Source organism: Catellatospora sichuanensis (genome assembly GCF_007483665.1).
Lineage (GTDB): Bacteria > Actinomycetota > Actinomycetes > Mycobacteriales > Micromonosporaceae > Catellatospora > Catellatospora sichuanensis.
This window is the reverse complement of the sequence record NZ_VIQO01000026.1, coordinates 156,122-168,887: the sequence shown is the minus strand read 5'-3', so window position 1 is coordinate 168,887 and position 12,766 is coordinate 156,122. Positions and strand designations below refer to the sequence as shown.

15 protein-coding genes are annotated in these 12,766 nt (G+C 72.9%); 14 read left to right on the top strand and 1 reads right to left on the bottom strand.

Annotated elements, in window-relative coordinates; genetic code table 11:
- The first annotated feature begins 149 nt into the window (after positions 1–149).
- The 13 genes from FLL47_RS32570 (at position 150) to FLL47_RS32515 (ending at position 11,392) form a co-directional block, all read left to right on the top strand.
- Positions 150–743 carry a hypothetical protein gene (locus FLL47_RS32570; protein ID WP_144126427.1) on the top strand — a complete coding sequence of 198 codons (594 nt, stop codon included), beginning with the start codon at positions 150–152 and terminating at the stop codon, positions 741–743.
- Entirely contained in the window at positions 737–1,681 is a 945-nt protein-coding gene (locus FLL47_RS32565) for a hypothetical protein (protein WP_144126424.1), read from the top strand. Before FLL47_RS32570 ends, FLL47_RS32565 begins: the two co-directional genes overlap by 7 nt.
- Positions 1,682–1,715: 34 nt before the next feature.
- Complete coding sequence (locus tag FLL47_RS32560) at positions 1,716–2,381, top strand: SAF domain-containing protein (protein WP_144126421.1); 666 nt, start codon at positions 1,716–1,718, stop codon at positions 2,379–2,381.
- 10 nt (positions 2,382–2,391) lie between these two features.
- Entirely contained in the window at positions 2,392–3,189 is a 798-nt protein-coding gene (locus FLL47_RS32555) for a ParA family protein (RefSeq protein ID WP_144126418.1), read from the top strand.
- The gene (locus tag FLL47_RS32550) at positions 3,186–4,685 is read left to right on the top strand and encodes a TadA family conjugal transfer-associated ATPase (protein ID WP_144126415.1); all 1,500 of its coding nucleotides are present in this window, start codon (positions 3,186–3,188) and stop codon (positions 4,683–4,685) included. Before FLL47_RS32555 ends, FLL47_RS32550 begins: the two co-directional genes overlap by 4 nt.
- Positions 4,682–5,587, top strand: a complete 906-nt coding sequence (locus tag FLL47_RS32545; RefSeq protein ID WP_144126412.1) for a type II secretion system F family protein — start codon at positions 4,682–4,684, stop codon at positions 5,585–5,587. The genes FLL47_RS32550 and FLL47_RS32545 overlap by 4 nt, the downstream gene beginning before the upstream one ends.
- 200 nt (positions 5,588–5,787) lie before the next feature.
- The gene (locus FLL47_RS32540; protein ID WP_144126409.1) at positions 5,788–6,669 is read left to right on the top strand and encodes a type II secretion system F family protein; all 882 of its coding nucleotides are present in this window, start codon (positions 5,788–5,790) and stop codon (positions 6,667–6,669) included.
- 14 nt (positions 6,670–6,683) lie between these two features.
- A complete protein-coding gene (locus FLL47_RS43230; RefSeq protein ID WP_186316040.1) occupies positions 6,684–6,929 on the top strand; it encodes a hypothetical protein in 246 nt (81 codons plus the stop codon).
- On the top strand, positions 6,929–7,354 hold the full coding sequence (locus FLL47_RS43225; RefSeq protein ID WP_186316039.1) for a TadE/TadG family type IV pilus assembly protein: 426 nt from the start codon (positions 6,929–6,931) through the stop codon (positions 7,352–7,354). Before FLL47_RS43230 ends, FLL47_RS43225 begins: the two co-directional genes overlap by 1 nt.
- Positions 7,351–7,788, top strand: a complete 438-nt coding sequence (locus FLL47_RS32530) for a TadE family protein (RefSeq protein WP_246158947.1) — start codon at positions 7,351–7,353, stop codon at positions 7,786–7,788. The genes FLL47_RS43225 and FLL47_RS32530 overlap by 4 nt, the downstream gene beginning before the upstream one ends.
- Positions 7,785–8,195, top strand: coding sequence for a hypothetical protein (locus FLL47_RS32525; RefSeq protein ID WP_144126403.1), 411 nt, complete (start codon positions 7,785–7,787; stop codon positions 8,193–8,195). The genes FLL47_RS32530 and FLL47_RS32525 overlap by 4 nt, the downstream gene beginning before the upstream one ends.
- A 41-nt stretch (positions 8,196–8,236) precedes the next feature.
- Positions 8,237–10,378: a LysM peptidoglycan-binding domain-containing protein gene (locus FLL47_RS32520; protein ID WP_144126400.1), complete on the top strand. Its 2,142-nt coding sequence runs from the start codon at positions 8,237–8,239 to the stop codon at positions 10,376–10,378.
- Between the two features lie 72 nt (positions 10,379–10,450).
- Positions 10,451–11,392, top strand: coding sequence for a S41 family peptidase (locus tag FLL47_RS32515; RefSeq protein ID WP_144126397.1), 942 nt, complete (start codon positions 10,451–10,453; stop codon positions 11,390–11,392).
- A 76-nt stretch (positions 11,393–11,468) separates the two neighbouring features.
- Here the strand turns inward: FLL47_RS32515 and FLL47_RS32510 are convergent, their stop codons facing one another.
- Positions 11,469–11,891, bottom strand: coding sequence for an NUDIX domain-containing protein (locus tag FLL47_RS32510; protein WP_144126394.1), 423 nt, complete (start codon positions 11,889–11,891; stop codon positions 11,469–11,471).
- A gap of 89 nt (positions 11,892–11,980) precedes the next feature.
- On the opposite strand from FLL47_RS32510, the gene FLL47_RS32505 reads away from it, so the two are divergent.
- Complete coding sequence (locus FLL47_RS32505) at positions 11,981–12,748, top strand: alpha/beta fold hydrolase (RefSeq protein WP_186316038.1); 768 nt, start codon at positions 11,981–11,983, stop codon at positions 12,746–12,748.
- The last annotated feature ends 18 nt before the right edge of the window (positions 12,749–12,766 follow it).

Below are 12,766 nucleotides of genomic sequence, written 5' to 3'. Positions count from 1 at the left end.
CACTGTCCGTGTGGCTATTCCTCACCCCTTGTTATATCGGCGGAGTTCATCGTACGATCGGCCGTCTGATGCGGGGGGATCCGCTTACACGGCAACAACTTCTGGCAGGTGAAGGACTCAGCGAGGCTCGTCGGGGACGAGGGGGGCGCATGATTCCGTACAGCCGAAGAGGACGGTCGGTCGCTGCCGCGACCCTGCTGGCCGTCGCCTCTTGCGTGGTGTTCGCCGGGTGCTCGGCCGAGGTGCCGGAGCCCGCGGCGCTGCCGACGCACGCCGCGGTGCGGCCGTCTCCCGGCCCCGCGCTCAGCGGCGACCAGCAGCGCACGGTCGACACGGCCTGGGCGGCATTCCAGAAGCTGAACGGCATCTACCTCACCGCCGGCCAGACCGGCAAGTACGACTGGAACAAGGACGTCACCCGGCGCCCGCTCTACCGGTACGCGGGCGGCCGCTACATGGCCCAGCTGGAGCGCGACCTCGGGCTGCTGTCCGAGCAGGGGCTGGTGCGCATCGGAAAACCCAAAGTCACGCTGCGCCGGGTCGTCTCGGTCAGCGCCACCTCGATAGTCGTGGAGGCCTGCGTGGACGACGCCGGCACGGACACCGTCAACAAGAAGACCCGCAAATCCGTCGCGGCACCCGGGCAGAACAAGCGCTACCCGGTGACCCTGCGCGCCGGGCTCTACCCGGACAGCGCCTGGCGCTGGGTGGACTCGCACACCGACCGGGCGGCGTCGTGCTGACCCGGGCCCGGGTGCTGGCGGCGCTCGCCACGACCACGATCACGGTGGCGCTGACTCTGGTCGTGACGCAGAGCCCGGCCTATGCCGACTACATCCACTGCCCGCCCAACAACGGCCCCTGCGTCCTGATCGTCGAGGGCGGCGGCTCGGGCGGCGACAACGGCGACGGCGGCGACGGCGGCAACATCCCGGGCGTCGACTGCGAGCACGAGGACCTCGGCGTCATCCCCTGCCACGACGCGAGCATGGGTTACTTCAACCACACCGACAGCTGCTACTACACCCGCATGGAGCTGGCCGCCGACGACGTGCTGTGGGGCGGCAACGACCCGGCCGGGGGCTTCATGTACGCCGTCTGGTGCTGGGGCGGCCAGTCGGCCGGCTGGCAGCAGGGCAGCGACGAGTACCTGACCGACCCGCCGCCGGGATACGGAGCCATGCCCTCGCCGATGGCGTTGGCCGTGCGGGCGATCAGGCTGATGCCCATCGCCGGGCCGGTCATCAACATGGCCCCCGACCCCGACGACGCGGGCCTGGTCGGCCTGCCGGTCTGGATGTGGACCCCGGCGACCGCAAGCACCTGGGGCTCGATCACCCGGGAGGCCTCGGTGCCGGGACTGACGGTCAGCGCCACCGCGACGGCCATGGAGATCCGCTGGGACATGGGCGACGGCACCGTCGTCCGCTGCCCCTCGGTCGGCACGCCGTACACGGCCGCGGCGGGCAACACGTCGTCACCGGACTGCGGCCACCGGTACACCGAACCCTCCCGCACCGAGGACGGCGGCGAATACCACATCGTGGCCACCACCATCTGGCACGTGGATTGGCACGTCGTCGGCGGCGGCGAGACCGGCGCGATCGACATCGAACGGTTCTCCACCGCCGACGTCCGGATCGACGAGATGCAGGTAGTGAACTCACCGGCCGTCAGCTGACCGGCCGGAGTGTCGAGAAACGAGGCAAGGCGGTATGAGCGTCAACACCAGTGCACCGGCGCGGGCGCTGCCCGCGGCGCCGATCCCGGTGCCCCGCACCGCTCCCCGGCGGCGGTCGGTGGCCCAGGGCGCGCTCGCCGTGCTCCTGATCATCGTCGGCGCGCTGACCGCGGCGTACGTCGCGCAGCGCATCGGCGGCACGCACGACTACCTGGCGATGTCCCGGCCCGTCGGCAAGGGCGCGCAGATCAGCCGCGACGACCTCGTGGTCGTGCGGGTCAACCAGGCGGTGGGCCTGCGCCCGATCCCCGCCGCGAACGCCGGGCAGGTGATCGGCAAGCGCGCCGTCATGGCGCTGGTCCCGGGCACGCTGCTGACCCTGGACCAGGTCACCGAGACGCCCGTGCCCGCACCCGGCCACCAACTGATCGGCATCGCCCTCGGCGAGGACCGGATGCCCTCGGCGTCCCGGCTGTCCGTCGGGGCACAGGTGCTGCTCGTGGTGGTGCCCGTACGCAGCAACGGCGACGGTCCCGACCTGGTCCCGCCGCGCACCATCACCGCCACGATCGTCCAGTTGGCCGCGGGCAGCCGGTCCGGCCAGACGGTGATCAACGTGGAGGTGGCCACGGTGGACGCGCCCACGGTGGCCGCGCTCGCCGCCGGCGACCGCATCGTGCTAGCCCTCGACGGATCGTGAGCGGCCGCCGATGCCTCTGATCGCGATCGTCTCCGCCAAGGGCTCCCCGGGGGCCTCCACCGCCGCGCTGGCGTTCACGCTGACCTGGCCGTCGCCGGTGCTGCTGGCCGAGTGCGACCCGGCCGGCGGCGACCTGCTGGCCGGCTACCTGGCCCGCTACGAGCTGCCCGCCAACCGCGGGGTGCTGCCGCTGGCGTCGGCGGCACTGCGCGGCGCGGCCGAGCAGGAGCTCGCGGGCAACCTCATCGACCTGGATGCGCCGCGCCAGCAGCGGATGGCGCTACCGGGCCTGACCGAGCCCGCCCAGAGCGCCACCCTCAACCTGGCCTGGACCAGCCTCGGCGAGTTCTTCTCGCGGATGACGGCGCAGGTGGTGATCGCCGACTGCGGTCGGCTGTCCGCGGCGCATCCCCCGTGGGCGCTGCTGGCGAAGGCCGACCTGGTGCTGCTGGCGCTGCGGCCGCATTCGCTGCGTACGGTGTCGCCGGCCATGTCGGCGGTCACCGCGATGCGCCGCGAGCTGCCGGCCGGTTTCGTGGAGAACAGTCTCGGCCTGCTGCTCATCGGGGGCGGGATCGCGGGGCGGGAGGTCTCCCGGCACCTGGGCGTGCCCGTGGCGGCGTCGCTGCCCTGGGACGTGTCGACCGCGGCCGCGCTGTGCGGTGACGGCCGTGGCCGCCGCCGGGCCGCGCTGATGCGCAAGTCCGCCGCCGCGTACGAGAGCGTCACCGCGCTGATCGCGTCCCGCCGCATGGACAGCGCCCTGTCGCGGCGCGACACCGAGCGGTTGTCGCCGGTGCTGCCGTGACGGCCCCACGTTTCATCCCGATCCCGCCGGAGGCGGCGGCCGCGCCCCGGGTCAACGGGCATGCCCGCGTCCCCTCCGCGCAGCCTCCCGGCGCGCATGCGGCGCCGACGACGCCGGTGGACTACGCGGTGGTGCGCCAGTTGCAGGGCCGGGTCACCGAGACGCTCACCCGGCTGCTCGCCGACTCGGCCAACGTCACCGCGGCATACCGGCGGGAGACGGCCTCCCGGATCGGCCGCGAGGTGATCGCCGACTACGTGGTGGCGATGGCGCACGCCGGCCAGCCGGTGAGCCCGGCGTACGAGCAGGCGCTGATGGACGCCGTGGTGGCCGGCATGTTCGGGGCCGGGCGGCTGCAGCGGCTGCTGGACGATCCGAAGATCACCAACGTGCACATCATCGGCTGCGACCAGGTGCTGTTACACCACGCCGACGGCAGCCGCAGCCGGGGCGAGCCGGTCGCCGACACCGACGACGAACTCATCGGCATGCTGCAGGTGCTGGCGATGCGGGTGGCGGCCACCGAGCGCCAGCTGTCGGAGTCCAATCCCGAACTGGACATGCAGCTGCCCGACGGCTCCCGGATGACGGTGCTGTACAAGGTGTCGCCGCGGCCGATCGTCTACATCCGCAAACACAGCCTGTTCACGGCGACACTGGAGGAGCTGCGCGACCGCTGGGGCATGATCGACCTACTGCTGTACCGGTTCCTGATCAAGGCGCTGGAGTCCGGCGCGAACATCATGATCGCGGGACTGGCCGCGTCCGGGAAGACCACCCTGCTCCGTGCGCTCGGCCGCACCATCCCGTCCGGCGAGCCGTACATCACCCTGGAGGAGTCGCGGGAGCTGGGCCTGCACGAGTCCCTGTACCCGACGGACGAGAACTGGGTGATCAGCCTCGAATCGCTGCAGGGCCATGGCGAGTACGACAACAACGGCAAGCGCCGCGGCGAGAAGACCCTGCACGACATGATGCCGATCACCCAGCGGCTCGGGGTGCGGCGGGTGATCGTCGGTGAGACCCGCGGCCGCGAGATCGTGCCGATGCTGCGGGCGATGACGGTCAGCCGGGGCGCGATGTGCACCATCCACGCCCGGCAGGCCCGCGAGGTGATGGACTCGATCGTCCAGCTGGCCTGCTCGTACGGCAACGACATCGGCGCGGAGCAGGCGCTGCGCATGGCGGCGCAGGGCATCGACCTGATCGTCTACACCGCGGTGGTCGACGAGCGCGCCATCGGCGGCGGCGAGCACCGCTTCGTGTCGCACGTCATCGAGGTCGGCGGCATGCGCGAGGACCGCGTGGTCACCACGACCGTGTTCGGGCCGGGCCCGGACGGCCGGGCGGTGCCGCGGCACCTGCCGGAGCGCATCCGCGACGACCTGATGGACGTCGGCTACGACCCGCGCGAGCTGGTGCCCTACATCGAGGCCGGGCCGCACAACCGGGGCTCCTGGACCCGGGAGCTGCACGTCAAGCGGGTGCGCCAATGATCCAGATTCTCGCGGCGCTGTCCGTGCTCACGGCCGGCGCCGGCATCGCGCTGGCAGTGCTGTTCATCGTCGGCACCCGCCGCCCGCCCGGTCCGGCCTCGCCGACCCGGCTGTGGCTGCGCGGGTTCTGGCGCGGGCCGGGGCGCACCGCCGCCCAGCGCCGTACGCACCAGGGTGTGCTGATCTTCGCGGTGTGCGCGGGGGCGGCGGCCTGGCTGCTCACCGGATGGCCGGTGGGCGGGATCATCGTCGCGCTGGCGGTGCCGGGGGTGCCGTGGCTGTTCTCCGCGGCGACCGCCGAGAAGAAGGCGCTGGCGCGGCTGTCGGCACTGGAGGCGTGGACCCGGCGGGTCAGCGACTACGTACGCAACGGCATCGGCTTGCAGGCCGCCATCGTCGCCACGGCCCGCACCGCGCCGCCGCTGCTCGCGACCGAGGTGCGCACGCTGGCCGCGCGGTTGCAGGCAGGCACCGACCTGCCCGGCGCGCTGCGCGCGTTCGCCGACGAGCTCGACGACCCCAGCAGCGACGAGGTGGTGGCACCGCTCATCCTGCAGTCCGCGGACGGCGGCGAGGGCCTGCACCTGGCCCTGCTGGACATCGCGAACGGCCTGGGCGAGGAGATCGTGTCGCGGGCCACGGTGGACAGCGAACGCTCTTCGGCCCGGTTCACGGTGCGCTTCCTGACCGGAGTGACCGTGGCGATGGTGCTGTTCGGCGCGCTGAACCCCGGCTACGCCGCGCCTTATCGCACCGGCCTGGGCCAGCTGATCCTCGCCCTGCTCGCAGCCCTGTACGTGGGGCTGATGATGTGGATTCGCGGGCTGTCGCTGCCGGAGCGGCTGCCGCGGCTGCTGCGCTCGGAGACCGGTGCCACGGCTCCGGCGGAGGTGACGCCATGAGCGGGCGAATCGGGCGGGTCGGTTCTCATGCTGCCGACGAGCGCAGCGAGGAGAAGGCATGAGCGCGCGTAGCGGGCGAATCGGGTGGGTCGGTTCTCATGCTGCCGACGAGCGCAGCGAGGAGAAGGCATGAGCGCGCGTAGCGGGCGAATCGGGTGGGTCGGTTCTCATGCTGCCGACGAGCGCAGCGAGGAGAAGGCATGATCGGCGGCAATCTGTGGCTGGCGCTGGGCATCACCGGCGGCGCGATCGCCGGGCTCGGGGTGTACCTGCTGGTCATGCTGTTCGTGCCGGCCACGCCCGCGCTCGGACCGGCCCTGCGGCGGCTGCACCCGGGCGTGGACCCGCATTACGCCGCCCTGGCCGACCTGCCCGTCGTCGACGGCGACTGGCTGTCGAAGCTGCGGCTGCCCATGGCCGACCTGGCGATCCTCGACAAGACGCCGGAGCGGCACGTGACCAGCGTGGTGGTGTCGGGCCTGCTGGGCCTGGCGCTGCCGGTGGTGGTGACGGTGGTGCTGGTCGCGACGGGCCGCTCGCTGCCGGTGGTGGTGCCGGTGGCGTTGACGCTGGTGCTGGCGCTGGGCATGGGTGCGCTCGCGCACTACGACATGTTGGCCAAGGCGAAGTCCGCGCGGGCCGAGTTCGTCCGGGCCCTGTGCACGTACGCGACGCTGACCGCGCACCAGGTGCGCTCCGGGCACGGTGCGGTCGAGGCGATGGAGCGCTCGGCGCGCATCTGCGACGGCTGGCCGTACGTTCGGCTGCGGACCGCCCTGCTCAGCGCGCAGCTGCAGATGCGCGCGCCCTGGGACGAGCTGAAGGGGCTCGCCTCGACCATCGGCGTGGTCGAGCTGACCAGTTTCGCCGACATCATGCGCAGCGCCGGCAACGACGGCGCTCAGGTGTACCAGACGCTGCGCGCCCAGGCTGCGTCGCTGCGCGACCAGATCCGGGTGCGCGCACTGGAAACGGCCAAGACACGCACCTCCAAGCTGGACATCCCATCCACGATGATGATCATGATCTTGCTGATCCTGGTCGGGTATCCGCTGATGGTGAGTCTGTTCAACCAACGATGAGGAGTAGGAGCGACATGTTCACGACGTTATACGCGGCGATCGAGGTTCGCTTGCGCACCCTGTTGTCCCCGGCCGTCCGCGACCGGGGCGAGGGTCCGGTGCCGCACATCGTGCTGGTCGCCATCATGGCGCTCGCCGCGGCCGCCATCGCCGCCGCGGTGTGGGAGATCGCCGACGGCTGGATGCAGCAGGTCCCGGTGCAAGCTCCGCCCGGCCCGGGCGGCGGCGCCCCGCCGGCCGGCGGCGGCGGTGGCAGCTAGTGATCTGGCACCCGATCCGTGACCGGCTCTGGCGACGGCGCCGGTCACGGGCTTGCCCTGACCGCGGCGGCGGTGCCGTCGAGTTCGCCATCATCGCCGCGCCGCTGCTGCTGGTGTCCCTGATGGTGGTGCAGACGGCGCTGGTCTTCTACGCCCGCTCGATCGCGCTGGCCGCGGCGACGCAGGGTGCCAACGCGGGCCGCCAGCAGGGCAGCACCAACGACACGGCGAGGGCCAACGCGAACGACTTCCTGCGCGTGATCGGGCCGGGTCTGCAGAACCCTGTGGTCACCGTGGATCGCGACCTGGCCGACACCGAGGTCACCGTGGTCGTCACCGGGCGGGCGGTCAGCCTGCTCCCGTTCCTGAACCCGTTCGAGATCACGCAGCAGGCGCACGGGCCGGTGGAGAGGTGGGTGCCGTGAGCGAGGCTGTGCGCCGCCGGGACCGCGGTTCGGCCGCCATCGAGCTGGCCATCCTGGTGCCCTCGGTGCTGCTGTTCTTCGCTGCCGTCTTCGTCGCCGGCCGGTATAGCCTGGCCCGGCAGGCCGGGGAGGCCGCCGCGTACGACGCCGCGCGCACGGCCAGCCTGGCCCGCACCGAGGGCGCCGCCCGTGCCGAGGCGCGGACCGCCGCGCTCAACGCCTACCTGGCCGCGGGCCTGACCTGCGACCCGCTGGAGGCGGATCTCGTCGAGCCCACCGGTTTCCAGGAGCCCGTGGGCGTGGCCGCGACAGTCACCGTGCGGGTCGTCTGCGAGGTCCAATTCGCGGACATCGCGATGCCGGGCGTGCCGGGCAGCTTCCGCATCGAGTCGTCGTTCACCAGCCCGCTCGACACCTACCGGAGCCGCAGATGACCAGGTGGCGCGGTGATGCGGGCAAGGCGACCGTGTTCGTGGTGATCATGGCGCAGGCCTGGGTCGTCATGTTCGGCATGGTCGTCGTCGGCGGCGGGCGGCTACGTGCCTACCAGCGCGCCGACAACGTCGCCACCGAGGCCGCGCGCAGCGCCGGACAGGCCATCGACCCGGCCCGGGCGATCCTGGGCGAGGCCAGGGTCATCGACCCGACGCTGGCAAGAGCCGCCGCGCAGACCTACCTGGACAGCGTCGGCGCGACCGGCACCGTCGAGGTCTCGCCCGACGGCGAATCGGTCACCGTAAGCGCCACGATCACCTACCAGAACCCCTCCGGACTGGCCTTCCTCGGCGGGGCGACCTGGACCGCCACCGGCGAAGCCACCGCGACACTCCTCATCGAATAAACCTGCTCGCCGGTCGAGCAGCCACACGAAAGGGCGAGACCATGGCACCAGTCCGGCGTAACCGGCCCCACTGGACGCTGCGCCTGCTCGCCGGCCTGGCAGCGCTGTCCGGGATCGTGGCGATCGTCGCGGGCGTGCCCGTGCTGCTGGTGGAGCTCGCGGGCAACCCGCTGCCCCGGCATGTGCCCTCGCTCGACGAGATCACCGCCGTGCTGACCTCGCCCGACAACGGCGACCTGTTCCTGCGCGTGCTCACGCTGGCCGGCTGGGCCGCCTGGGCCACCTTCACACTCGGCATCCTGGTGGAGATCGGGGCGCGGATCAGCGGCCGCCGCGCCGCCCGGCTGCCCGGCCTCGGCCTGCAGCAGCGGGTCGCGGCCGTGCTGGTGGGCGCACTCGTCGCCGTCTTCGCCGGGGCGAGCGTGGCGACCGCGGCGCTGCCCAGCCTGCCCGCGCCCAGCGCCGCCCGCATGGTGGCCACCGTCCCGGCGGCCCCGTACGCCGGGACGCCGATGGCCGCGCAGGCGCTGCCCCGTGCCGCGCCCGCCCTGGCGTACACCGCACCGGCACTGCCCCAGGCCGTACTGGCTGCCGCCGCGCCCGCGGCCGCGCTGGCGGTGCAGCATCAGGCCCCGCCGCCCCGCCAGCGCATCGAGCGCCCCGTGTACGTCGTCAAGAAGGGCGACTACCTCGGCTGTATCGCGCAGCGCTTCACCGGAGACTTCGACCGCTACCAGCAACTCGCGGCGCTCAACCCGCAGCTGATCCGCAACCCGAACCACATCGAGCCGGGCTGGCGGATCGTGCTGCCGGCCGACGCGCACGACCGCGGTGCGATCCGCCACGCGACCGGCCGGCTGCTGCTGCCCGCCGTCGAGACGCCCGCCCCGCAGCAGCCCGCCACCCCGCCACCGCCTGCCACCCCGGCACCGGTCACGCCGTCCACTCCGGCGAGCCCGCCCCCGGTGTCACCCGCGCCGTCGACCGCGACGACACCTGCGGCGACGCCGTCGGCTGCGGCGCCGTCCGCTTCGGCGGTGCCCTCCCCGGCCACCCGGCCGCACGTCGTACCGCTGGACGAGACCGACCCCGGCACCGGCCGGACCAGGGTGCTCGCGGCCGGCGCCGGGCTGGCGCTGGCCGGTGTGCTCGCCGGGCACGTGGTGGTCCGCCGCCGGATCCGCCGCATGCACCGGATGCGCGTCGGCCGCCGACGCGGCGTCGGCGGCGTGCGCACCCCGCTGGGCTACCGGTCGCGGGAAATGCCGCCGCGGCACCGCGCCACCGACCGGCTCGACGCCGGGCTGCGCCAGCTCACCGCAGGCCTGCGCGGCCGCGCGCCGTGGGAGATGCCGGACATCGCCGCCGCCTGGGAGCACGGCGGCGACCTCGCGATCATCCTCGCCGCGCCGTGCGCGGACGCGCCGGAGCCGTTCGACGTGCAGTGGCCCAACACGTGGTCGCTGTCGGCGTCGTCCTGGCTGCCCGACCGCGTCGAAACCCCGTCGCTGCTGCCCGGCCTGCTGAAGATCGGCACCTGGCCGCAGGGCGGCGAGCTGTTCGTCGACGGCGAGCGCACCGGCCTGCTGACGCTGCTCGGCGACCCGCAGCGCTGCGACGACCTGCTGCGCTACCTGGTCGCGGAGGCGGCCACGGCCAGCTGGGCGGACGGGGCTGCGGTCACCGTCGCCGGGCTGAGCAGCGCGGACATGCGGGCGCTCGGTGCGCTCAGCGACCGGGTGCGCACCAGTTCGTCGGTCAGCGACGCCCTGGCGCGGATCGGCCGCCGGGCCGCGGCCAACGCCGCCGTCCTGCACGACTCGCAGACCGCGGACATGCCGACGGCCCGCATCAACAACGTCTCCGGCGACGCATGGGGCATCCAGCTGCTGTTCGTCGCCGACCCGTGGGGCGAGCACACCGAGCAACTGCGGGACCTGGACGCGCTGCTGGCCGACCTGGGCCGGGTCGGCGTCGCCGTGATCGCCACGCATCCCACCGGCACCCGCTGGTCGGCGAGCATCTCCTCCGACGGCGGCGTACACATGTCCTGGCTGGCGGTCACCGACATCACCGCCTGCGAGCTGACCAGCGCCCGGCTGACCGCGCACGTGGCCGGGCTGGCCCAGGTGACCCGGGTGCCGGTGCAGTCGACGAGCGGGCCGCGCCATCGGCTGCGGTGACGAGAGGTCGTCGACAACCCGGGGCCCTGACCCGCCGGTTCGAGCCGCGGCCGGCTGGCTACGGTGTCGGCCATGCCGAAGATTCTGGTCGAGCGTGCCGTGGAACTCATGTGCACCCACTACGTGTTTCCCGAGCGCGCGGTCCCGGCGGCGGCGGACATCCGCCGCCGCCTCCACGCGGGCGAGTACGACGGCCTGGGCGAGGCGGCGCTCGCCGACGCGCTCACCCACCGGCTCACCGAGCACTGCGCCGACAAGCATCTGCGGGTACGCGTCCGCGATGCGCGCCTGCACACCACCGTCGACCCCGCCGAGGCCGACGCGGTGTACCGGGAGCACCTGCGGGTGACCAACCACGGCGTCGCCCGGGTGGAGCGGCTCGACGGCAACGTGGGCTGCCTGGACCTGCGCGGGGTGACCGCCGCGGCACTGGGCGGCAAGGCGATCGCCGCGGCGATGGAACTGGTCTCGCAAACCGACGCGCTGATCGTCGACCTGCGCCGCAACCGGGGCGGCTCGCCGGACGGCGCCATCTTCTGGACCAGCTACTTCTTCCCTGACGGGGAGACCCACCTGAACAGCATCGAGTCCGGCGCGGGCGGGTCCGTCCGGCAGTACTGGAGCCTGGCCTACCTGCCCGGCGAGCGCTACCTCGACCGGCCGGTGTACGCGCTGATCAGCGGTAATACGTTCTCGGCGGGTGAGGAGTTCTGCTACAACCTGCAGGCCCAGGGCCGGGCGACGCTGATCGGCGAGACGACCCGCGGCGGCGCGCACCCCACCGAACGTTTCCCGATCACGCCGACCCTGGAGATCACCGTTCCGGTGGCCCGGTCGATCAACCCGGTGACCGGTGCCAACTGGGAGGGCACCGGGGTCGTGCCGGACGTCGCCGTCCCGGCGGAGCAGGCGCACGCGGTGGCCTACCGGCTGGCGCTGGAGCACGTGCTGGCCGTCTCGGCATCCCCGGCGGTCCGCGACGAGGCACGCGACGCGCTCACCGCCCTGGGCTGACCCCACCCTCCGCGTTGATCATGAACTTATGGACGTGTTCGACGGCGTGTCCCTCCCCTAACTTCATGATCATTGCTCAGGTTGGCGGCCGCAGGTGCCGCTGGTAGTCGGCTGAAGCGAGGAAGTCGGTGACGGCCGGGCGGGCGTACCCGGCCAGGTCGAGGTCCACGATCCGGGCCGGGGGCACGAAGACCATGGCCCGTCCCTCGCCGAGCACGACGTCCTCCTGCCGCGCGGTGGTCCGGCCGTGGAAGAGGTATCCGTACAGCGGGCTCTGCGGCATCGGACCCTCCCAGAACAGGGTCAGCTCGGCGACGCGCAGGCCGGTCTCCTCGAACAGCTCGCGGTGCGCGACCTCCAGCGGCTGCTCACCCGGCTCGGCCACCCCGGCCGGGAAGGCCCACTGGTTCGGGAAGGTCGGCGCGTGCTCGTCGCGCTCCTGCAGCAGCAGCGCCCCACCGGGGCCGACCAGCAGCACGCCGGCCACGAATTTCCGCATGACCGCGGATCCTATCCAGGACCGGCTTATGGTGATCACCGCGGGCGAGTTGCTGGAGGGCTCGCCGAAGAGCTGGCATGCTGCGGCGCGTGACGGGACATGGGGAGCGGGTCGGCGGGCTCTGGCTGGAGGTCACCGGCTCGGGAGAGCCGGTGGTGCTGCTACACGGGGCCGGGACGGACTCCCGGTTATGGGACGGCGTGGTGCCGGCGCTGGCCCGACGGCACACCGTCATCCGGTACGACGGCCGCGGGCTCGGCCGCTCCGATGACCCGACGCGGCCGTACCGCGACGTAGACGACCTGCGGGCGGTGCTGGATTACGTGGGCGTGGACCGGGCGGCGCTGGTGGGCCTGAGCATGGGCGGGGAGGCCACGCTGGACTTCGCGCTGGCGGAACCCGACCGGGTCACCTCGCTCGCCCTCGTCGGCACGTCGGTGTCGGGATGGGACTGGCCGCGAACACCCGAGCTGGCAGCGTACGACCAGGCACGGCGCGACGGCGACGCGGACCTGCTGGCGACCTTGGAGCTGGACATCTGGGCGGGCCTCGGGAGCGGGTCGCCGGGCGGCGCGCTGATCGAACGCATGGTCACCGACAACGCCCGGCGGCGCGTCGGCGCGGAGGCGTACGCCCTGTTCCCGGACGAGGACGCGCTGCCGCGGCTCGCCACGATCGCCGTGCCGACACTGGTGTTGTGGGGCGTGCACGATCACCCGGAGATCGGGGTCATCGCGCGTCGGCTGCTCGCGGAGATGCCGGGCGCGACCGGCGAACCGGTGCCGGACGGCGACCACTACCTACCTCTGCGGACCCCGGGCCACCTGTCCGAGCTACTGCTGCAGCACCTGGCGTAGCCTGGCCCAGTCGGGGGA